The 20,447-nt window shown below is 71.6% G+C and carries 18 protein-coding genes; 17 read left to right on the top strand and 1 reads right to left on the bottom strand.

Annotation, left to right across the window (positions count from 1 at the left end):
- The first annotated feature begins 152 nt into the window (after nt 1–152).
- Genes ACIO1C_RS21790 through nusB form a run of 3 tightly spaced genes read left to right on the top strand, consistent with a single transcriptional unit; the run spans nt 153 to nt 2,322 of the window.
- Nucleotides 153–1,259 (top strand): aminopeptidase P family protein, encoded by a 1,107-nt coding sequence (locus tag ACIO1C_RS21790; protein ID WP_401865992.1) that lies wholly within the window; start codon nt 153–155, stop codon nt 1,257–1,259.
- A 53-nt stretch (nt 1,260–1,312) separates the two neighbouring features.
- A complete protein-coding gene (efp, locus tag ACIO1C_RS21785; protein ID WP_161310969.1) occupies nt 1,313–1,879 on the top strand; it encodes an elongation factor P in 567 nt (188 codons plus the stop codon).
- Between the two features lie 2 nt (nt 1,880–1,881).
- Entirely contained in the window at nt 1,882–2,322 is a 441-nt protein-coding gene (nusB, locus tag ACIO1C_RS21780) for a transcription antitermination factor NusB (protein WP_401865990.1), read from the top strand.
- Between the two features lie 385 nt (nt 2,323–2,707).
- On the opposite strand, the gene bldD is transcribed toward nusB, so the two are convergent.
- Nucleotides 2,708–3,208, bottom strand: coding sequence for a transcriptional regulator BldD (bldD, locus tag ACIO1C_RS21775; RefSeq protein ID WP_161310967.1), 501 nt, complete (start codon nt 3,206–3,208; stop codon nt 2,708–2,710).
- A gap of 220 nt (nt 3,209–3,428) precedes the next feature.
- On the opposite strand from bldD, the gene pyrR reads away from it, so the two are divergent.
- The 14 genes from pyrR (at nt 3,429) to ACIO1C_RS21705 (ending at nt 20,391) form a co-directional block, all read left to right on the top strand.
- Nucleotides 3,429–4,016: a bifunctional pyr operon transcriptional regulator/uracil phosphoribosyltransferase PyrR gene (gene pyrR / locus ACIO1C_RS21770; protein ID WP_401865988.1), complete on the top strand. Its 588-nt coding sequence runs from the start codon at nt 3,429–3,431 to the stop codon at nt 4,014–4,016.
- Between the two features lie 86 nt (nt 4,017–4,102).
- Nucleotides 4,103–5,113 (top strand): aspartate carbamoyltransferase catalytic subunit, encoded by a 1,011-nt coding sequence (locus ACIO1C_RS21765; RefSeq protein ID WP_401865986.1) that lies wholly within the window; start codon nt 4,103–4,105, stop codon nt 5,111–5,113.
- A gap of 2 nt (nt 5,114–5,115) precedes the next feature.
- A complete protein-coding gene (locus ACIO1C_RS21760; RefSeq protein ID WP_401865984.1) occupies nt 5,116–6,402 on the top strand; it encodes a dihydroorotase in 1,287 nt (428 codons plus the stop codon).
- A 56-nt stretch (nt 6,403–6,458) separates the two neighbouring features.
- Nucleotides 6,459–7,058, top strand: a complete 600-nt coding sequence (locus ACIO1C_RS21755) for a hypothetical protein (protein ID WP_401866354.1) — start codon at nt 6,459–6,461, stop codon at nt 7,056–7,058.
- On the top strand, nt 7,055–8,224 hold the full coding sequence (locus tag ACIO1C_RS21750) for a carbamoyl phosphate synthase small subunit (RefSeq protein WP_401865982.1): 1,170 nt from the start codon (nt 7,055–7,057) through the stop codon (nt 8,222–8,224). Before ACIO1C_RS21755 ends, ACIO1C_RS21750 begins: the two co-directional genes overlap by 4 nt.
- Nucleotides 8,217–11,531, top strand: a complete 3,315-nt coding sequence (carB, locus tag ACIO1C_RS21745) for a carbamoyl-phosphate synthase large subunit (protein WP_401865980.1) — start codon at nt 8,217–8,219, stop codon at nt 11,529–11,531. The genes ACIO1C_RS21750 and carB overlap by 8 nt, the downstream gene beginning before the upstream one ends.
- A 96-nt stretch (nt 11,532–11,627) precedes the next feature.
- Nucleotides 11,628–12,737 (top strand): quinone-dependent dihydroorotate dehydrogenase, encoded by a 1,110-nt coding sequence (locus ACIO1C_RS21740; protein ID WP_401865978.1) that lies wholly within the window; start codon nt 11,628–11,630, stop codon nt 12,735–12,737.
- Nucleotides 12,734–13,639 carry an orotidine-5'-phosphate decarboxylase gene (pyrF, locus tag ACIO1C_RS21735; RefSeq protein WP_401865977.1) on the top strand — a complete coding sequence of 302 codons (906 nt, stop codon included), beginning with the start codon at nt 12,734–12,736 and terminating at the stop codon, nt 13,637–13,639. The genes ACIO1C_RS21740 and pyrF overlap by 4 nt, the downstream gene beginning before the upstream one ends.
- A gap of 320 nt (nt 13,640–13,959) precedes the next feature.
- Nucleotides 13,960–14,283, top strand: a complete 324-nt coding sequence (locus ACIO1C_RS21730) for an integration host factor (RefSeq protein WP_161310959.1) — start codon at nt 13,960–13,962, stop codon at nt 14,281–14,283.
- A 38-nt stretch (nt 14,284–14,321) separates the two neighbouring features.
- Nucleotides 14,322–14,885, top strand: coding sequence for a guanylate kinase (gmk, locus tag ACIO1C_RS21725; RefSeq protein ID WP_401865974.1), 564 nt, complete (start codon nt 14,322–14,324; stop codon nt 14,883–14,885).
- Between the two features lie 92 nt (nt 14,886–14,977).
- Entirely contained in the window at nt 14,978–15,250 is a 273-nt protein-coding gene (gene rpoZ / locus ACIO1C_RS21720) for a DNA-directed RNA polymerase subunit omega (RefSeq protein WP_023542989.1), read from the top strand.
- A 99-nt stretch (nt 15,251–15,349) separates the two neighbouring features.
- Nucleotides 15,350–16,588, top strand: coding sequence for a bifunctional phosphopantothenoylcysteine decarboxylase/phosphopantothenate--cysteine ligase CoaBC (coaBC, locus tag ACIO1C_RS21715; protein ID WP_401865973.1), 1,239 nt, complete (start codon nt 15,350–15,352; stop codon nt 16,586–16,588).
- A 289-nt stretch (nt 16,589–16,877) separates the two neighbouring features.
- Nucleotides 16,878–18,101, top strand: a complete 1,224-nt coding sequence (gene metK, locus ACIO1C_RS21710) for a methionine adenosyltransferase (protein ID WP_401865971.1) — start codon at nt 16,878–16,880, stop codon at nt 18,099–18,101.
- A gap of 139 nt (nt 18,102–18,240) precedes the next feature.
- The gene (locus tag ACIO1C_RS21705; protein ID WP_401865969.1) at nt 18,241–20,391 is read left to right on the top strand and encodes a primosomal protein N'; all 2,151 of its coding nucleotides are present in this window, start codon (nt 18,241–18,243) and stop codon (nt 20,389–20,391) included.
- Nucleotides 20,392–20,447 lie beyond the last annotated feature (56 nt).

Genomic DNA, 20,447 nt, shown 5'->3' with positions numbered 1-20,447 from the left:
CCAGGCCACCGGCCCGCAGCGGGAAAAATCAAGCCTGTCCGGCGATTGAGGACAACGCGGACCGCAACCCGGTCACCGCGACGAGCCCCCCCCACCCCCCAGTCGGCCGCACAGAACCGGCGCGCCCGCGCCCACGCTCCTACGCTCGGACCATGTCACAGGTGTACGCGGCCCGCCGCGCGCGGCTAAGAGACCGCTGCTCCGCCGCAGGCGACACCGCGGCGCTGGTCTCGCGGCCCGCCAACGTCCGCTATCTCGCCGGCGGCGCCCCACCCGGCGCGGTGCTGCTCGTCGGCCCCGACGAGGACCTGCTCCTGTGCCCCCGTACCCCCGCGCCCGAGTCCACCGAGGGCCACGTCGACGAGGAGCTGCGGCTCACCGTCCTGCCCACCGCCGACGGCGACCCGGCGGTCGCCGCGGCCGGTCTGCTCGCCCGGTCCGCCGTGGACTCGCTCGCGGTCGAGGAGCACCACCTCACCGTCACCCGCCACCGGGCCATCGGCTCCGTCGTGCCCGGACTGCGCCTCGCCGACCTGGGCGCCGCCGTCGAGCACCAGCGGATCGTCAAGGACGAGGAGGAGATCGCCTGCCTGCGGATCGCCGCCGAGATCGCCGACCAGGCGCTGGGCGAGCTGCTGGAGTCGATCCTCGTCGGCCGTACCGAACGCCATCTCGCGCTGGAGCTGGAGCGCAGGCTGGTCGACCACGGCGCCGACGGTCCCGCCTTCCCCACCGCCGTCGCCACCGGCCCCCACTCGGGCCGGCCGCACCACCGGCCGTCGGACCGCCGGGTCGAGGAGGGTGATTTCCTGTCCGTCACCCTCGGCGCCGACTACCGCGGCTACCGCTGTCTGATCGGCCGTACGTTTGTCATCGGGACGTCTCCCGCCGACTGGCAGATCGAGTTGTACGAGCTGGTCTTCGGGGCACAACGGGCAGGTCGGGAGGTACTTGTGCCCGGCACGGGATACCGCGACGTGGACCGCGCGGCCCGGCAGCCGCTGGAGGCCGCGGGCCACTCGGAGGGGCTCGCTCCCCGTACGGGGCACGGCGTCGGGCTCGAAATCGACGAGGACCCGCAGATCGCCCCCGCCGCCATGGGTAAACTGGACGCTTGTGTGCCGGTCACCGTCGGACCGGGGGTCCACCTTCCGGGCCGGGGCGGTGTCCGGATCGATGACACGCTCGTCGTCCGCCCCGAGGCGGACGGCGGACCCGAGCTACTCACCATTACGACCAAGGAGCTGCTCGCGCTCTAGCGCGGCGCACCCCTGGTCGTCCGCCAGCTTTCAGTCCAGGAGATTCCGCAACCGTGGCTTCCACGAACGACCTCAAGAACGGCCTGGTGCTCAAGCTCGACGGGGGCCAGCTCTGGTCCGTCGTCGAGTTCCAGCACGTCAAGCCCGGCAAGGGCCCGGCCTTCGTGCGCACCAAGCTGAAGAACGTGCTCTCCGGCAAGGTGGTCGACAAGACCTTCAACGCCGGCGTGAAGGTCGAGACGGCCACCGTTGACCGCCGCGACATGCAGTTCTCGTACATGGACGGCGAGTACTACGTCTTCATGGACATGGACACGTACGACCAGCTCATGGTCGACCGCAAGTCCGTCGGCAACGCCGCGAACTACCTGATCGAGGGCTTCACCGCCAGCGTCGCCCAGCACGAGGGCGAGGTGCTCTACGTGGAGCTGCCCGCCGCCGTCGAGCTGGTCATCCAGCACACCGACCCGGGCCTCCAGGGCGACCGCTCCACCGGCGGTACGAAGCCGGCCACGCTGGAGACGGGCTACGAGATCGGCGTCCCGCTCTTCATCACGACCGGTGAGAAGATCAAGGTCGACACCCGCACCGGCGACTACCTCGGCCGGGTGAACAGCTAACCGTGGCTGCCCGGAACAAGGCCCGTAAGCGGGCCTTCCAGATTCTCTTCGAGGCCGACCAGCGCGGGGCGCCCGTGCAGACGGTCCTCGCGGACTGGATACGGCACGCCAGGACCGACGAGCGCCAGCCGCCGGTCGGTGAGTACACCATGGAGCTGGTCGAGGGGTACGCGGTGTACGCGGACCGGATCGACGACCTCATCTCCACCTACGCGGTCGGCTGGACGCTCGACCGCATGCCGGTCGTCGACCGGAACATCGTGCGGCTCGCGGCGTACGAACTGGTCTGGGTGGACGACACCCCGGACGCCGTGGTGATCGACGAGGCGGTCCAGCTCGCCAAGGAGTTCTCCACCGACGACTCCCCGTCCTTCGTGAACGGCCTCCTGGGCCGTTTCAAGGAGCTGAAGCCGAACCTGCGCCGGCCTGCGGACACGCCCTAGGACGACCGCGGGTCCGCCCGTGCTTCTGTGCTTCCCGTCGCCGGGCAGGCTGATCATCAGCCTGCCCGGCGACGTCCGTCTGACGTCTTTCCGCCGGAGCTTCTGTCGGGGCCCGGCTGATTCCGTCGCCGCGCGGACTGGGGGCGCGAGGCGAATTCGGCTCTGAGCCCCCTGGAGTCCGTGTGCGCCTCCCTGGGCAGCCTTCGCGCCCGGATGCCCGCCCGGGCGCCCGGAGGCCGCTGGCGGTGCCGTGGGGCGCATTCGCGCCGCCTCCCACGCCCCCGGAGTGCACCGCTCCAGGCCCAGGCGCACCGGAAGGACGGTCCCGGCGTGCGGGTCCGTCCTCCCGAGGTGACGTTTCTGCTGTTATGCGTGGGGCGGAAGATCAGCCCTCGTCGTGCGCGACGGCACGGCGGGCGTCGGCGTCCAGGACTCCCCAGCTGATCAGCTGCTCGGTCAGGACCGACGGCGACTGGTCGTAGATGACCGCGAGGGTGCGCAGGTCGTCCTGGCGGATCGACAGCACCTTGCCGTTGTAATCCCCGCGCTGGCTCTGGATGGTCGCCGCGTAACGCTGGAGAGGGCCTGCCTTCTCCTGCGGCACGTGGGCCAGGCGCTCCAGCTGGAGGACCAGCTTCGGCGGCGGCTCGGCGGCGCCGCCGGGCGTCGTACCGGGCAGGAGCTCCTGCACCGGGACCCCGTAGAAATCCGCCAGCTCGGCGAGGCGCTGCACCGTGACGGCACGGTCGCCGCGCTCGTACGAACCGACCACGACGGCCTTCCAGCGGCCCTGGGACTTCTCCTCCACGCCATGGAGCGAGAGGCCCTGCTGGGTGCGGATGGCGCGGAGTTTGGCCCCGAGCTGCTTTGCGTATTCGCTGGACATATAGCTCCCCGGACGAAGTCTGGTAACTCACTGTGAGGTTACGCAGCGTTACTTGGATGCGTCAAGCCGAATGGTCCGTACCGCCCTTCCGCACAGCCTCGCGGCTCGTCCCCCGCAGGGGCGCCACCAGGCACTCCACCGTGCCCTGCTAACGTGGGTGGCGCAATTTCGACGTCCTTTAAGATCCGTCCCGTGAGGCGGAGAAGGAGGTCCGTTTCCAATGGACTCGCACAGCCCTGCCCACAGCTCCGAGGCCGCGCGCCCCGTGCTGGAGGCCCCGGACATCGCCCGGGTCCTCACCCGTATCGCCCACGAGATCGTCGAACGCGCCAGGGGCGCCGACGACGTGGTGCTGCTCGGCATCCCCACCCGCGGTGTCTACCTCGCCCGCCGGCTCGCCGACCGGCTCGCGGAGATCACCGGCCGCACGATCCCGGTCGGCTCCCTGGACATCACCATGTACCGCGACGACCTGCGCATGCGGCCCGCCCGCGCGCTGGGCCGCACCGACATCCCCGCCGACGGGGTCGACGGACGCCTCGTGGTCCTCGTGGACGACGTGCTCTTCTCCGGCCGTACGATCCGCGCGGCGCTCGACGCGCTCGGCGACATCGGCCGCCCCAGGGCCGTCCAGCTCGCGGTCCTCGTCGACCGCGGCCACCGCGAACTGCCGATCCGCGCCGACTACGTCGGCAAGAACCTCCCCACGTCGCTGCGGGAGACGGTCAAGGTCCAGCTCGCCGAGGAGGACGGGCGCGACACGGTCCTGCTCGGCCTGCGCGGGCCCGCCACGTCCGGCGACCGGTAGCCGAAGTTCCCGTACGCCCTCCGACCCACCCGTACGGCAGCGCTCGCGCGCCCGCACACCGCCACCACCTCCGGAGCAGACACCAGATGCTGCGTCTCCCAGGGACAAGCCCCCGCACGCCCGGCCACCTCATCTCCGCCGGCGATCTCACCCGCGACGAAGCCGTCCACATCCTCGACACCGCCGAGGAGATGGCCAGGGTCGCCGACCGGCCCATCAAGAAACTGCCCACCCTCCGCGGCCGTACCGTCGTGAACCTCTTCTTCGAGGACTCGACCAGGACCCGGATCTCCTTCGAGGCCGCCGCCAAGCGCCTCTCCGCGGACGTCATCAACTTCTCCGCGAAGGGCTCGTCCGTCTCCAAGGGCGAGTCGCTCAAGGACACCGCGCTGACCCTGGAGGCGATGGGCGCGGACGCCGTCGTCATCCGGCACGGCGCCTCCGGCGCCCCCTACCGGCTCGCCACCTCGGGCTGGATCGAAGGCGTCGTCGTCAACGCGGGCGACGGCACCCACGAACACCCCACCCAGGCCCTCCTCGACGCGTTCACCCTGCGCCGCCGCCTCGTCGGCGCCGACCAGGGCATCGGCCGCGACCTGGAAGGACGCCGGGTCACGATCGTCGGCGACGTCCTGCACAGCCGGGTCGCCCGCTCCAACATCCTGCTGCTCCACACCCTGGGCGCCCAGGTCACCGTGGTCGCCCCGCCCACCCTCGTGCCCATCGGCGTCGAGCGGTGGCCCTGCGAGGTCAGTTACGACCTGGACAAGGTGCTGCCCGCCTCCGACGCCGTCATGATGCTGCGCGTGCAGCGCGAGCGGATGAACGCGGCCTTCTTCCCCACCGAGCGGGAGTACTCCCGCCGCTACGGCCTGAACGGCGACCGGATGGCCCGGATGCCCGGGCACTCCGTCGTGATGCACCCGGGCCCGATGAACCGCGGCATGGAGATCACCGCCGAGGTCGCCGACTCCGACCGCTGCACCGCCGTCGAGCAGGTCGCCAACGGTGTCTCGATCCGCATGGCCGTGCTCTACCTGCTGCTGGGCGGCAACGAGCCCGCCGTCAGCCACGCCCGTACTGAGGAGAACAAGTAACCATGACCAAGATCCTTGTCCGGGGCGCGCGGGTGCTCGGTGGCGCGGCACAGGACGTCCTGATCGACGGCGAGACGGTCGCGGAGGTCGGCACGGGCCTCGACGCCGGTGACGCGACCGTGATCGAGGCGGACGGGCTGGTCCTGCTGCCCGGTCTGGTCGACCTCCACACCCACCTGCGCGAGCCGGGCCGCGAGGACTCCGAGACGGTCCTCACCGGCACGAGGGCGGCGGCGATCGGCGGCTTCACGGCCGTCCACGCCATGGCCAACACCTTCCCCGTCGCCGACACCGCCGGAGTGGTCGAGCAGGTCTGGCGGCTGGGCCGCGAGTCCGGCTACTGCGACGTGCAGCCCATCGGCGCGGTCACCGTCGGCCTGGCGGGCAAGCAGCTCGCCGAGCTGGGCGCCATGCACGACTCGGCGGCCGGCGTGCGGGTCTTCTCCGACGACGGCAAGTGCGTGGACGACGCGGTGATCATGCGCCGCGCGCTGGAGTACGTGAAGGCCTTCGACGGCGTCATCGCCCAGCACGCCCAGGAGCCCCGGCTCACCGAGGGCGCGCAGATGAACGAGGGCGTCGTCTCCGCCGAACTGGGCCTCGGCGGCTGGCCCGCCGTCGCCGAGGAGTCGATCATCGCCCGCGACGTCCTGCTCGCCGCGCACGTCGGCTCGCGGGTGCACATCTGCCACCTCTCCACGGCCGGTTCCGTCGAGCTGGTCCGCTGGGCCAAGTCCAAGGGCTGGAACGTCACCGCCGAGGTCACCCCGCACCACCTGCTTCTCACGGACGAGCTCGTACGGTCGTACAACCCGGTCTACAAGGTGAACCCGCCCCTTCGTACGGAGGCCGACGTGCTGGCCCTGCGCGAGGCCCTCGCCGACGGCACGATCGACTGCGTCGCCACCGACCACGCCCCCCACCCGCACGAGGACAAGGACTGCGAGTGGGCCGCGGCCGCCATGGGCATGGTGGGCCTGGAGACCGCGCTCTCCGTCGTCCAGCAGACGATGGTCGACACCGGGCTGCTCGACTGGGCGGGGGTCGCGGACCGGATGTCGTTCCGCCCGGCCAGGATCGGCCGCCTGGAGGGACACGGCAGGCCCGTCTCGGCAGGCGAGCCCGCCAACCTCACCCTGGTCGATCCGGCTTACCGTGGTGTCGTGGACCCCGCGGGTTTCGCCTCCCGCAGCCGCAACACCCCCTACGAGGGGCGTGAGCTGCCGGGACGCGTGACCCACACCTTCCTGCGGGGCCGCGCCACGGTCGTCGACGGGAATCTGGCGTGACAAGTGTGACTGGTCTGACGGGTACGCATCTTCTGACGGATGCGCCGGGTACGAAGTTGTCTCCGTTCCTTCCACCGAAGCTCACGCTGCCGCTGGCCGCCGAGCAGAAGTCGGCGGAGGTGACCGACTGGGCCGCGAGGATCGGCTGGGTGGTCGGCCTGCTGCTCTTCGTCGTGCTCATCTACTGGCTGATGCGGCAGGGCTGGAAATGGCGCGGCAGCCTCCAGTCCGACGTACCGGACCTGCCCACCGCCCCGGAGACCCCGGGGGAGGCCCGGCTGACCCTGACCGGCCGCTACCACGGCTCCACGACCGCCGGGCAGTGGCTCGACCGGATCGTCGCCCACGGGCTGGGCGCCCGCTCCCGCGTCGAACTGACCCTGACCGACGCGGGACTGGACGTGGTACGCCCCGGCGCCACCGACTTTTTCATCCCGGCCGCGCAGTTGCGGGAGGCGCGGCTCGACAAGGGCATCGCCGGGAAGGTCCTCGCCGAGGGCGGCCTGCTGATCGTCACCTGGCAGCACGGCGACCGGCTGATCGACTCCGGCTTCCGGTCCGACCGGTCGGCCGAGCAGGCGGAATGGGTCGGCGCGATCGCCAACGTCGTCACGAACTTCATGAACCACTCGATTACAACGGAAGGCGCATCATGACCACCTCCCCCCGGGGATCCGCCCGTGACAAGGCGTCTCCCGCCGTGCTCGTCCTGGAGGACGGCCGCAGTTTCCGCGGCCGCGCCTACGGGGCCGTGGGGGAGACGTTCGGCGAGGCGGTGTTCTCCACCGGCATGACCGGCTACCAGGAGACCCTCACCGACCCGTCGTACCACCGGCAGGTGGTCGTGATGACGGCTCCGCACGTCGGCAACACCGGGATCAACGACGAGGACCAGGAGTCCCGCCGCATCTGGGTGTCCGGCTATGTCGTACGGGACCCGGCGCGCGTCCCGTCCAACTGGCGCTCCCGGCGCTCGCTGGACGACGAACTGACCGCGCAGGGCGTGGTCGGCATCAGCGGGATCGACACCCGCGCGCTCACCCGCCACCTGCGCGAGCGCGGTGCGATGCGCGTCGGCATCTTCTCCGGGGACGCGCTCGACAGCGCCTCGGGCGAGGGCGTCGCGGACGGGGCGGCGCTGCTCGCCCGTGTCCTGCGGGCCCCCGAGATGACCGGCGCCGAACTGTCCTCGGAGGTCACGACCGCCGAGCCGTACGTCGTGCCCGCGATCGGCACCAAGCGCTTCACCGTCGCCGCCCTCGACCTCGGCATCAAGGGCATGACCCCGCACCGGCTGGCCGAACGCGGCATAGAGGTCCACGTCCTGCCCGCCACCGCCACCCTGGACGACGTCTACGCGACCGCCCCCGACGGGGTCTTCCTCTCCAACGGCCCCGGCGACCCCGCCACCGCCGACCTCACGGTCGTCAAGGGCGTCCTGGAGCGCGGCACCCCGCTCTTCGGCATCTGCTTCGGCAACCAGCTCCTCGGCCGCGCGCTGGGCTTCGGCACGTACAAGCTCAAGTACGGCCACCGGGGCATCAACCAGCCCGTACAGGACAGGACGACCGGGAAGGTCGAGGTCACCGCGCACAACCACGGCTTCGCCGTCGACGCCCCGCTCGACCGGGTCTCCGAGACCCCCTACGGCCGCGCCGAGGTCAGCCACGTCTGCCTCAACGACAACGTGGTGGAGGGGCTGCGGCTGCTCGACCGGCCGGTGTTCAGCGTCCAGTACCACCCGGAGGCGGCCGCGGGCCCGCACGACGCCGCGTACCTCTTCGACCGCTTCACATCCCTGATGGAGGACCAGCGTGCCTAAGCGCACCGATATCCAGTCCGTCCTGGTCATCGGATCAGGACCGATCGTCATCGGCCAGGCCGCTGAGTTCGACTACTCCGGCACCCAGGCCTGCCGGGTCCTCAAGTCCGAGGGCCTGCGCGTCATCCTGGTCAACTCCAACCCCGCCACGATCATGACGGACCCGGAGATCGCCGACGCCACGTACGTCGAGCCGATCACCCCCGAGTTCGTCGAGAAGATCATCGCCAAGGAGCGCCCCGACGCGCTGCTGCCCACCCTCGGCGGCCAGACGGCGCTCAACACCGCCATCTCCATGCACGAGCAGGGTGTCCTGGAGAAGTACGGGGTCGAGCTGATCGGCGCCAACGTCGAGGCGATCAACAAGGGTGAGGACCGCGAGCTGTTCAAGGGCGTGGTCGAGGCCGTCCGCGCCAAGATCGGCCACGGTGAGTCCGCCCGCTCGGTGATCTGCCACACGATGGACGACATCATCGCCGGCGTGGAGACGCTCGGCGGCTACCCCGTCGTCGTCCGCCCCTCCTTCACCATGGGCGGCGCCGGCTCCGGCTTCGCCCACGACGAGGAGGAGCTGCGCCGGATCGCCGGCCAGGGACTGATGCTCTCGCCGACCACCGAGGTGCTCCTGGAGGAGTCCATCCTTGGCTGGAAGGAGTACGAACTGGAGCTGATGCGCGACAAGAAGGACAACGTCGTCGTCGTCTGTTCCATCGAGAACTTCGACCCGATGGGCGTGCACACCGGTGACTCGATCACCGTCGCGCCCGCGATGACGCTGACCGACCGTGAGTACCAGACCCTGCGGGACGTCGGCATCGCGATCATCCGCGAGGTCGGGGTGGACACCGGCGGCTGCAACATCCAGTTCGCGGTCAACCCCGACGACGGCCGCATCATCGTCATCGAGATGAACCCCCGGGTGTCCCGGTCCTCCGCGCTCGCCTCCAAGGCCACCGGCTTCCCGATCGCCAAGATCGCCGCCCGGCTCGCCGTCGGCTACACGCTGGACGAGATCCCGAACGACATCACCGAGAAGACCCCGGCGTCCTTCGAGCCCACGCTCGACTACGTCGTCGTGAAGGTCCCGCGCTTCGCCTTCGAGAAGTTCCCGCTCGCCGACGCCACGCTCACCACCACCATGAAGTCGGTGGGCGAGGCCATGGCCATCGGCCGTAACTTCACCGAGGCGCTCCAGAAGGCCCTGCGCTCCCTGGAGAAGGCCGGCAGCCAGTTCAGCTTCACCGGGGTACCCGGCGACAAGGACGCGCTGCTGGAGACCTCCAAGATCCCCACCGACGGCCGGATCAACACCGTCATGCAGGCGATCAGGGCCGGGGCCACCCAGGAGGAGGTCTTCGACGCGACGAAGATCGACCCGTGGTTCGTGGACCAGCTGTTCCTGATCAAGGAGTACGCGGACGAACTGGCCGCGGCCGAACGGCTCTTCCCCGAACTGCTCGCCGAGGTCAAGCGGCACGGCTTCTCCGACGCCCAGATCGGCGAGATCCGCGGGCTGCGCGAGGACGTCGTCCGGGAGGTCAGGCACTCACTGGGAGTCCGCCCGGTCTACAAGACGGTCGACACCTGCGCCGCCGAATTCGCCGCGAAGACCCCGTACTTCTACTCCTCGTACGACGAGGAGAACGAGGTCGCGCCCCGCGAGAAGCCCGCCGTGATCATCCTCGGCTCGGGGCCCAACCGGATCGGCCAGGGCATCGAGTTCGACTACTCGTGCGTGCACGCCTCCTTCGCGCTCAGCGACGCCGGCTACGAGACCGTGATGGTCAACTGCAACCCCGAGACCGTCTCCACCGACTACGACACCTCCGACCGGCTCTACTTCGAGCCGCTCACCCTGGAGGACGTACTGGAGATCGTGCACGTCGAGTCGCTCGCCGGGCCGGTCGCGGGCGTCATCGTCCAGCTCGGCGGCCAGACCCCGCTGGGCCTCGCCCAGGCGCTCAAGGACAACGGCGTCCCGATCGTGGGCACACCCCCCGAGGCGATCCACGCCGCCGAGGACCGCGGCGCGTTCGGCCGGGTCCTCGCCGAGGCCGGCCTGCCCGCGCCCAAGCACGGCACCGCCACCACCTTCGCCGGGGCCAAGGCCATCGCCGACGAGATCGGCTACCCCGTGCTCGTCCGCCCGTCGTACGTGCTGGGCGGGCGCGGCATGGAGATCGTGTACGACGAGACGCGCCTCTCCTCGTACATCGCCGAGTCCACCGAGATCAGCCCCACCCGCCCGGTCCTCGTCGACCGCTTCCTCGACGACGCCATCGAGATCGACGTGGACGCGCTCTACGACGGCACCGAGCTGTACCTGGGCGGCGTCATGGAGCACATCGAGGAGGCCGGGATCCACTCCGGCGACTCCGCGTGCGCCCTGCCGCCCATCACACTCGGCGGGTACGACATCAAGCGGCTGCGCACGTCCACGGAGGCCATCGCCAAGGGCGTCGGGGTGCGCGGTCTGATCAACATCCAGTTCGCCCTCGCGGGGGACATCCTGTACGTCCTGGAGGCCAACCCGCGCGCCTCCCGTACGGTCCCCTTCACCTCCAAGGCGACCGCCGTACCGCTCGCCAAGGCGGCCGCCCGCATCTCGCTCGGCGCCACCATCGCGGGACTGCGCGCGGAGGGGCTGCTTCCGGCGCACGGCGACGGCGGCACGCTGCCGCTGGACGGGCCGATCTCCGTCAAGGAGGCCGTGATGCCGTGGTCGCGCTTCCGCGACGTCCACGGACGCGGTGTCGACACCGTCCTCGGCCCGGAGATGCGCTCCACCGGCGAGGTCATGGGCATCGACTCCGCCTTCGGCACGGCGTACGCGAAGTCCCAGGCGGGCGCCTACGGGCCGCTGCCGACCAAGGGCCGCGCCTTCATCTCCGTCGCCAACCGCGACAAGCGCTCGATGATCTTCCCGGCGCGCGAGCTGGTGGCCCACGGCTTCGAGCTGCTCGCCACCTCCGGCACGGCCGAGGTCCTCAAGCGCAACGGCATCAAGGCCAGGGTCGTACGCAAGCAGTTCGAGGGCGAGGGCCCCAACGGCGAGCAGACCATCGTCCAGCTCATCCACGCGGGCGAGGTCGACCTCATCGTCAACACCCCGTACGGCACCGGCGGCCGGCTCGACGGCTACGACATCCGTACGGCCGCCGTGGCGCGCGGGGTCCCCTGCCTGACGACGGTCCAGGCGCTGGCCGCCGCCGTACAGGGCATCGACGCGCTCACCCACGGAGACGTCGGCGTCCGTTCCCTCCAGGAACACGCGCGACACCTGATCGCGGCCCGCGAGGACCAGTAGCCCGCACACGAGGGGGGACACCGGAACCGGTGTCCCCCCTCGTGCATGACCTCTCGCACGACGTCTCGCACGACCTCCTGAGGAAAGCACCCACCCATGTACCGACTCTTCTTCCAGCTGGTCTTCCGCCGGATGGACGCCGAACGCGCCCATCACCTGGCCTTCCGGTGGATCCGCCTCGCGGCCCGCGTCCCCGTCCTGCGCACCTTCGCCGCGGCCCTCCTCGCCCCCCGCCACCCGGAGCTGCGCACCGAGGCCCTCGGCCTGCGGATGCACGGCCCCTTCGGGCTGGCCGCCGGCTTCGACAAGAACGCCGTCGCCGTGGACGGCCTGGCGATGCTCGGCTTCGACCACGTCGAGATCGGGACCGTCACCGGGCAGCCGCAGCCGGGCAACCCGAAGAAGCGGCTCTTCCGGCTCGTCGCCGACCGCGCGCTGATCAACCGCATGGGCTTCAACAACGAGGGCTCCGAGGCCGTGGCCGCCCGCCTCGCCGCCCGGCGCGCGGCCTTCCGTACCACCGTCGGCGTCAACATCGGCAAGACCAAGGTCGTCCCTGAGGGTGAGGCGACCGCGGACTACGTCCTGTCGACGGAGCGGCTGGCCGTCCACGCCGACTACCTCGTGGTCAACGTCAGCTCGCCCAACACCCCCGGACTGCGCAGCCTCCAGGCCGTCGACCAGCTCCGGCCGCTGCTCACCGCCGTACGGGAGGCCGCCGACCGTACGGTCACCGACCGCCGGGTCCCGCTCCTCGTCAAGATCGCCCCCGACCTCGCGGACGAGGACGTCGACGCCGTCGCCGACCTGGCCGTCGAGCTGGGCCTGGACGGCATCATCGCCACGAACACCACCATCGCGCGGGACGGCCTGGGACTCCGCTCGCCCGCCGCCCTGGTCGCGGAGACCGGCGGACTGTCCGGCGCGCCCCTCAAGGACCGCTCGCTGGCCGTCCTGAGCCGGTTGTACGCCCGTGTGGGCGACCGGATCACCCTGGTCGGCGTCGGGGGCGTCGAGGACGCCGAGGACGCCTGGCAGCGGATCCTGGCGGGCGCGACGCTCGTCCAGGGCTACAGCGCGTTCATCTACCGGGGGCCGTTCTGGAGCCGCGCGGTCCACAAGGGGCTCGCGGCGCGGCTGCGCACGAGCCCGTACGCCACCCTCGCCGACGCCGTCGGCGCCGAGACCCGGAAGGTGACCGCATGACCGAAGGTGACCGCACGGCCGCACGACAGGAGCCCGAACAGCAGGAGAGCCCGCTCGGCGACCCCTTCGGCGTCCGGCTGCGCCGGGCCATGGACACCCGCGGCCCGCTCTGCGTCGGCGTCGACCCGCACGGCTCGCTGCTCACGGCCTGGGGCCTGGGCGACGACCTCGCGGGTCTGGAGCGCTTCACCCGGACGACGGTGGAGGCGCTGGCCGACCGGGTCGCCGTACTCAAGCCGCAGTCCGCGTTCTTCGAACGTTTCGGCTCCCGCGGCATCGCCGTACTGGAAAAGGCAGTCGAGGAGGCGCGGGCGGCCGGCGCCCTGGTCCTGATGGACGCCAAACGCGGGGACATCGGCTCGACGATGGAGGCGTACGCGCAGACCTACCTCGACAAGGACTCGCCGCTGTTCTCGGACGCGGTGACCGTCTCGCCGTACCTGGGCTTCGGCTCGCTGCGCCCCGCTCTCGACGCGGCCGCCGTCTCCGGCGCCGGTGTCTTCGTCCTGGCGCTCACCTCCAACCCGGAGGGCGCGGAGGTCCAGCGGGCCACCGCCGCCGACGGCAGGGCGCTGGCGCAGGTCGTGCTCGACCACATCGCCGCCGAGAACCGGGGCGCCCCCGTCCTCGGCTCGGTGGGCGCGGTGGTCGGTGCCACGCTCGGCGACGCGGGGGTGGACCTCGCCGTCAACGGACCGCTGCTCGCCCCCGGCATCGGGGCGCAGGGCGCCACCCCGGCGGACCTCCCGGGCGTCTTCGGCGCGTCGGTCGGGAACGTCGTCCCGAGCGTCAGCCGGGGGGTCCTGCGGCACGGCCCTGACGTCGCGGCCCTGCGCGAGGCGGCCGAGCGCTTCACGGCGGAGGTCAGGACGGCTCTCGCGGCGGCCGGGAAGACCCCCTGACGACCGGACGACGGCTTCGGGGGACCTCACGGGGGCCTTCCGGCGACCGCGCGGGGACCTTCCGGCGACCTCGCCGGGACCTGGCGGAGACGCGACGGGAGCCCTCTTGACCAAAATGTGGGGCAAAATGACCGGAATGTCGCCCCCGATCAATGCTGACCAGGACTTTTCGTCTGTTCTCGCTGACTCCGGCGGCCTTGGCCGCTAGTCTCCGTCGAGAGCCAACGTGCAGTGCGTTGCCCGTTGCTCGCCCTGGTGCGGGGCGATCAGGTCCCGCGCCGGTCCGTATCCGACAGTTCGACATCCGAGGTGACGTAGGCGTGGCTCTTCCGCCCCTTACCCCTGAACAGCGCGCAGCCGCGCTCGAAAAGGCCGCCGCGGCTCGCCGGGAGCGGGCCGAGGTCAAAAATCGACTCAAGCACTCCGGCGCTTCCCTCCATGACGTCATCAAGCAGGGCCAGGAGAACGACGTCATCGGGAAGATGAAGGTCTCCGCCCTCCTTGAGTCCCTGCCCGGCGTGGGCAAGGTCCGCGCCAAGCAGATCATGGAGCGGCTCGGGATCTCCGAGAGCCGCCGCGTGCGCGGTCTTGGCTCCAACCAGATCGCGTCCCTGGAGCGCGAGTTCGGCGGCGCTGCTTCCTGACGTTCCCGGGCACTCCCGGGAACCTGGATAATCGCTGCATGGCAGCAGAGGTACGACCGCGGCTGACCGTGCTCTCCGGCCCCTCCGGGGTAGGCAAGAGCACGGTCGTCGCCCATATGCGCAAGGTCCACCCCGAGGTATGGCTCTCGGTGTCGGCCACCACAAGAAAGCCGCGCCCCGGCGAGCGCCACGGCGTCCAGTACTTCTTCGTCTCGGACGAGGAGTTCGACAAGCTGGTCGCCAACGGCGAACTGCTGGAATGGGCCGAGTTCGCGGGCAACCGCTACGGCACCCCGCGCCGCGCGGTCCTCGACCGCCTGGAGTCGGGCGATCCCGTACTGCTGGAGATCGACCTCCAGGGCGCACGACAGGTCAAGGAGTCGATGCCCGACTCCCAGCTGGTCTTCCTGGCTCCGCCGAGCTGGGACGAGCTGGTGCGCCGGCTCACCGGCCGGGGCACCGAATCCGCGCCTGTCATCGAGCGACGGCTCGCGGCCGCCACGATCGAGCTGGCCGCCGAGTCGGAGTTCGACACGACCCTGGTCAACACGTCCGTCGAGGACGTCGCGCGCGAGCTGCTAGCCTTGATGGCAGTTGCATGATCATTAATGTTGGCATCTTCGGCATCGGCCGGTGTCAACGTTTGTTCTTAGTCCCTTAGCGTTTCCCTGAATTTTCTTCGGAAGGCCAGAGAGTGTCCTCTTCCATTTCCACGCCCGAGGGCATCATCAACCCGCCGATCGACGAGTTGCTTGAGGCCACGGACTCGAAGTACAGCCTCGTGATCTACGCGGCCAAGCGCGCGCGCCAGATCAACGCGTACTACTCGCAGCTCGGCGAGGGCCTGCTGGAGTACGTCGGCCCGCTGGTGGACACCCACGTCCACGAGAAGCCGCTCTCGATCGCGCTGCGCGAGATCAACGCCGGTCTGCTGACCTCCGAGGCCATCGACGGCCCGGCCCAGTAGGCACGTACACCCGCGCTCAGTCACGTACACGCACTTTCACCCAGGCCCGGCAGCGCGACTGCCGGGCCTGTGGTGTGTCATTCCCTGGGAGGAGACACGGTGGACGGCAGGCCGAAGGTTGTTCTGGGAGTCGCGGGCGGGATCGCCGCGTACAAGGCGTGCGAGCTGCTGCGGCGGCTGACCGAGTCGGGCCATGACGTACGGGTCGTGCCGACCGGGGCCGCGCTGCGTTTTGTGGGGGCGGCCACCTGGTCCGCGCTCTCCGGCCACCCGGTCTCCACCGAGGTCTGGGACGACGTGCACGAGGTGCCGCACGTACGCATCGGGCAGAGCGCCGACCTGGTCGTGGTGGCACCGGCCACCGCCGACCTCCTCGCGAAGGCGGCCCACGGCCTCGCCGGCGACCTGCTCACCAACACGCTCCTCACCGCGCGCTGTCCCGTCGTCTTCGCCCCCGCGATGCACACCGAGATGTGGGAACACCCCGCGACCCAGGAGAACGTGGCGACGCTCCGCCGGCGGGGCGCGATCGTCATCGAACCGGCGGTGGGGCGGCTCACCGGCGTCGACACCGGCAAGGGGCGGCTGCCGGACCCGGGCGAGATCTTCGAGGTCTGCCGCCGGGTGCTGGCCCGCGGGGTGACCGCCCCCGACCTGGCGGGACGCCATGTCGTGGTCAGCGCGGGCGGGACGCGCGAGCCGCTGGACCCCGTCCGCTACCTGGGGAACCGCTCGTCGGGGAAGCAGGGATACGCCCTGGCCCGTACGGCGGCGGCCCGTGGCGCGCGCGTGACGCTGATCGAGGCCAACACGGGCATGACCGATCCGGCGGGCGTCGACGTGGTTCATGCGGGGACGGCGGTGCAGCTGCGCGAGGCCGTGCTGAAGGCCGCGGCGGACGCGGACGCGGTGGTGATGGCGGCGGCCGTCGCCGACTTCCGGCCCGCCGCCTACGCGCCGGGGAAGATCAAGAAGAAGGACGGCGAGGAGCCCGCTCCCGTCACGCTGGTCCGCAACCCGGACATCCTCGCCGAGATCGCGGGCGAGCGCGCCCGGCCCGGGCAGGTGGTGGTCGGCTTCGCGGCGGAGACGGACGACGTCCTCGCCAACGGCCGGCGCAAGCTGCTCCGCAAGGGCTGCGACCTGCTGGTCGTCAACGAGGTGGGGGAGCGCAGGACCTTCGGCGCGGAGGAGAACGAAGCGGTGGTCCTCGAGGCCGGCGGGGGCGAGACACCGGTGCCGTACGGCCCCAAAGAAGCGCTCGCGGACGTCGTCTGGGACCTGGTGGTCCCGCGCCTGGGCCCCGCCGGACTCGACCCCGGATCCAGAAACGCATGAATTCTCTGTGGCGGAGTGTCGGACGGCGTTTCGCCGGATCCCGCTCCACCCGCAGCTGAAGACCCCGGAAAACCCCAGCATAAGCGGCATATTGCCGACGGGCGGGGCCCGATCGGCGGATCCGGCGCCACGCCGATGCACACCATGAAACCTTCATGGATCGAGAAACGTGGCCCGGTGTCCGCATCTGACCGATAAAGTGGTCGAGGAGCGTCGCGGGGCGCAGCCCCCCGCCGTTCCGGAACCACCCATGTTTGAGCCAGCAGCCGCTGCAACCTCAGGGAGCGTTGTGTCCCGTCGTCTCTTCACCTCGGAGTCAGTGACCGAAGGTCACCCCGACAAGATCGCTGACCAGATCAGCGACACCATTCTCGACGCGCTCCTGCGGGAGGACCCGACCTCCCGGGTCGCCGTGGAGACCTTGATCACCACAGGCCAGGTCCACGTGGCCGGCGAGGTGACCACCAAGGCGTACGCGCCGATCGCCCAGCTGGTCCGCGACAAGATCCTGGACATCGGTTACGACTCGTCGAAGAAGGGCTTCGACGGCGCCTCCTGCGGCGTGTCGGTGTCCATCGGCGCCCAGTCGCCCGACATCGCGCAGGGTGTCGACACCGCGTACGAGAAGCGTGTCGAGGGGTCCGCCACCGGTGAAGAGGGTGACGAGCTCGACAAGCAGGGCGCGGGCGACCAGGGCCTGATGTTCGGCTACGCGTGCGACGAGACGCCCGAACTGATGCCCCTCCCGATCCACCTGGCGCACCGGCTCTCCCGGCGCCTGTCCGAGGTCCGCAAGAACGGGACCATCCCGTACCTGCGCCCGGACGGCAAGACGCAGGTCACCATCGAGTACGACGGCGACAAGGCCGTCCGTCTCGACACGGTCGTCGTCTCCTCCCAGCACGCCTCGGACATCGACCTGGACTCGCTGCTGGCGCCCGACGTCCGCGAGTTCGTCGTCGAGCACGTCCTGAACCAGCTGGTCGAGGACGGCATCAAGCTCGACACCGAGGGCTACCGCCTGCTCGTCAACCCGACCGGCCGCTTCGAGATCGGCGGCCCGATGGGCGACGCCGGCCTGACCGGCCGCAAGATCATCATCGACACGTACGGCGGCATGGCCCGCCACGGCGGCGGCGCCTTCTCGGGCAAGGACCCGTCGAAGGTCGACCGCTCGGCGGCGTACGCGATGCGCTGGGTCGCGAAGAACGTCGTCGCGGCCGGCCTGGCCTCCCGCTGCGAGGTCCAGGTCGCGTACGCGATCGGCAAGGCCGAGCCGGTCGGCCTCTTCGTGGAGACCTTCGGCACGCACACGGTCGACCCGGAGAAGATCGAGCAGGCCATCGCCCACGTCTTCGACCTCCGCCCGGCCGCGATCATCCGCGACCTGGACCTGCTCCGCCCGATCTACGCCCAGACGGCGGCGTACGGCCACTTCGGCCGCGAGCTCCCCGAATTCACCTGGGAGCGCAAGGACCGCGTGGACGCCCTCCGCGAGGCGGCGGGCCTGTAGTACCCCAGCACCGCACGACGGACCCCGGCCACCTTTCACGGTGACCGGGGTCCGCCGCGTCCTGGCCCGGACGGCCCGCGTTCTGCCCCGACCGGCGGCAGGTCCGCCGGTGTCGGTGGGGTCTGGTAGGTATGGGGCTGTGAGCAGCGACGACAAGCAGCCTGAGGGGTCCGGTGAGGGGGGCGGGCCCGAGCAGCTCGCGTTCATTCGGGAGACCGTGCGGAAGGCCAAGGTGCCGCGGGCGAAGCCGCGGACGTGGCGGGGGGCCGCGCTGGCGGGGGAGTTGCCGGTGGCGCGGGTGGTGGTGAACAAGGGGGTGCTGCACCTCGACCAGTTCTTCGACTACGCGGTGCCCGAGGAGCTGGACCGGGACGCGCAGCCCGGGGTGCGGGTGCGGGTGCGGTTCGGGGCCGGGGCGCGGCAGGTGCGGGGCGGGCGGCGTGAGGGCGGGCGGCTGATCGACGGGTTTGTCGTGGAGCGCCGGGCCGAGTCCGACTACGCCGGGCCGCTGGCCGCGCTGGCCGGGGTGGTGTCGCCCGAGCCCGTGCTCGGCGCGGAGCTGCTGGGGCTCGCACGGGCGGTCGCCGACCGGTACGCGGGGAGCCTGGCGGACGTGTTGCAGCTGGCCGTACCGCCCAGGAACGCGCGCGCGGAGGGCAGGCCGTCGCCCGAGCCGCTGCCGCCGCCCGCCGCGCCGGGGCCGGGGACCTGGGAGCGGTACGGGAAGGGCGCGGCGTTCCTCGACGCGCTCGCCGGGGGCGGGGCGCCGCGTGCCGTGTGGACCGCGCTGCCGGGGCCGCACTGGGCGGACGAGCTGGCGCGGGCCGTGGCGGCCACGCTGGCCTCCGACCGGGGCGCCCTCGTCGTCGTACCGGACGGGCGGGTGGCGGGCCGGGTCTACGAGGCGCTCACGGAACTGCTGGGTGCCGGGCACCACGCGCTGCTGACGGCCGAGGCCGGTCCCGAGAAGCGGTACCGGGAGTGGCTGGCCGTGCGGCGCGGCGCGGTGCGCGCGGTGGTCGGGACCCGTGCGGCGATGTTCGCGCCCGTACGGAACCTGGGCCTGGTGGCCCTCTGGGACGACGGCGACGGCAGCCACAGCGAGCAGCACGCGCCGCAGCCGCACGCGCGTGAGGTCCTGCTGCTGCGCGCCGCCCACGACAAGTGCGGCTTCCTGCTGGGCAGTACGAGCTGCACGGTCGAGGCGGCCCAGCTGGTCGAGACCGGCTGGGCGCTGCCGCTGGCCGCCGATCGCGAGCAGGTACGGACGGCCGCCCCGCTGGTCCGTACCGTCGGCGACGGCGAGCTGGCCAGGGACGAGGCCGCGCGGGTGGCCCGGCTGCCCAGCCTGGCCTGGCAGGCCGTCAGGGAGGGGCTCAAGACAGGCCCGGTGCTGGTGCAGGTCCCCCGGCGCGGCTATGTGCCCCGGCTGGCCTGCGAACGCTGTCGTACGCCCGCCCGCTGCCGGCACTGCGCGGGGCCGCTGGAGGCCCCGGAGCAGCGGGAGTTGCACTGCACGTGGTGCGGAAGGGGCGAGCCGGCCTGGCGCTGCGTGGAGTGCGGCAGTACGCGGCTGCGCGCGCAGATCGTGGGGGCGCGGCGGACGGCGGAGGAGCTGGGACGGGCCTTCCCGGCGGTTCCGGTGCGTACGTCGGGCCGCGACCACGTGCTCGACTCCGTGCCCGGGCGTCCCGCCCTCGTTGTCAGTACGCCGGGGGCCGAGCCGGTCGCGGAGGGCGGCGGGTACGCGGCCGCGCTGCTGCTGGACGGCTGGGCGATGCTCGGGCGGCCCGATCTGCGGGCGGGCGAGGAGGCGTTGCGGCGCTGGATGCAGGCGGCGTCGCTGGTGCGCGGGCAGGGGGAGGGCGGCACGGTCGTGATCGTCGCGGAGCCCACGCAGCGGCCGGTGCAGGCGCTGGTGCGCTGGGACCCGGTGGGGCACGCGCAGCGCGAGCTGGCGGAGCGGGCCGAGCTGGGTTTCCCGCCGGTGTCCCGGATGGCGGCGGTGACGGGGCGGGCGGAGACGGTCGGCGCGTTCCTGGGCTCCGCCGCGCTGCCGCCCGACGTGGAGGTGCTGGGGCCCGTACCCCTGCCGGTGGCGGACCCGGGCCGGCCGCGCAGGCCCGGCGATCCGCCGCCGGGGGAGGTCTGGGAGCGGGCGCTGCTGCGGGTGCCGCCGGGGAGCGGGGCGGCGCTGGCGGGGGCGCTGAAGGCGGCGTTGGCGGGGCGGTTGGCGCGGGGTGGGGCGGAGCCCGTGCGGGTGAGGATCGATCCGCCCGACATCGGCTGAGGTGGGGGCGGGGCGGGCGGTGCGGGCGGTAGGGGGCGTCGCGCGGCCTTCGGTCT

It is taken from the genome of Streptomyces sp. NPDC087420 (genome assembly GCF_044744165.1).
Taxonomy (GTDB): Bacteria; Actinomycetota; Actinomycetes; order Streptomycetales; family Streptomycetaceae; genus Streptomyces.
This window is presented reverse-complemented; position numbering and strand designations above follow the sequence as displayed.

Coding starts and splice junctions, on each gene's coding strand:
- ACIO1C_RS21750 (WP_401865982.1), top strand. CDS start 7,055: ATGACCACCTCCCCCCGGGGATCCGCCCGTGACAAGGCGTCTCCCGCC.
- pyrF (WP_401865977.1), top strand. CDS start 12,734: ATGACCGAAGGTGACCGCACGGCCGCACGACAGGAGCCCGAACAGCAG.
- ACIO1C_RS21740 (WP_401865978.1), top strand. CDS start 11,628: ATGTACCGACTCTTCTTCCAGCTGGTCTTCCGCCGGATGGACGCCGAA.
- ACIO1C_RS21765 (WP_401865986.1), top strand. CDS start 4,103: ATGCTGCGTCTCCCAGGGACAAGCCCCCGCACGCCCGGCCACCTCATC.
- ACIO1C_RS21760 (WP_401865984.1), top strand. CDS start 5,116: ATGACCAAGATCCTTGTCCGGGGCGCGCGGGTGCTCGGTGGCGCGGCA.
- gmk (WP_401865974.1), top strand. CDS start 14,322: ATGGCAGCAGAGGTACGACCGCGGCTGACCGTGCTCTCCGGCCCCTCC.
- bldD (WP_161310967.1), bottom strand. CDS start 3,208: ATGTCCAGCGAATACGCAAAGCAGCTCGGGGCCAAACTCCGCGCCATC.
- pyrR (WP_401865988.1), top strand. CDS start 3,429: ATGGACTCGCACAGCCCTGCCCACAGCTCCGAGGCCGCGCGCCCCGTG.
- ACIO1C_RS21790 (WP_401865992.1), top strand. CDS start 153: ATGTCACAGGTGTACGCGGCCCGCCGCGCGCGGCTAAGAGACCGCTGC.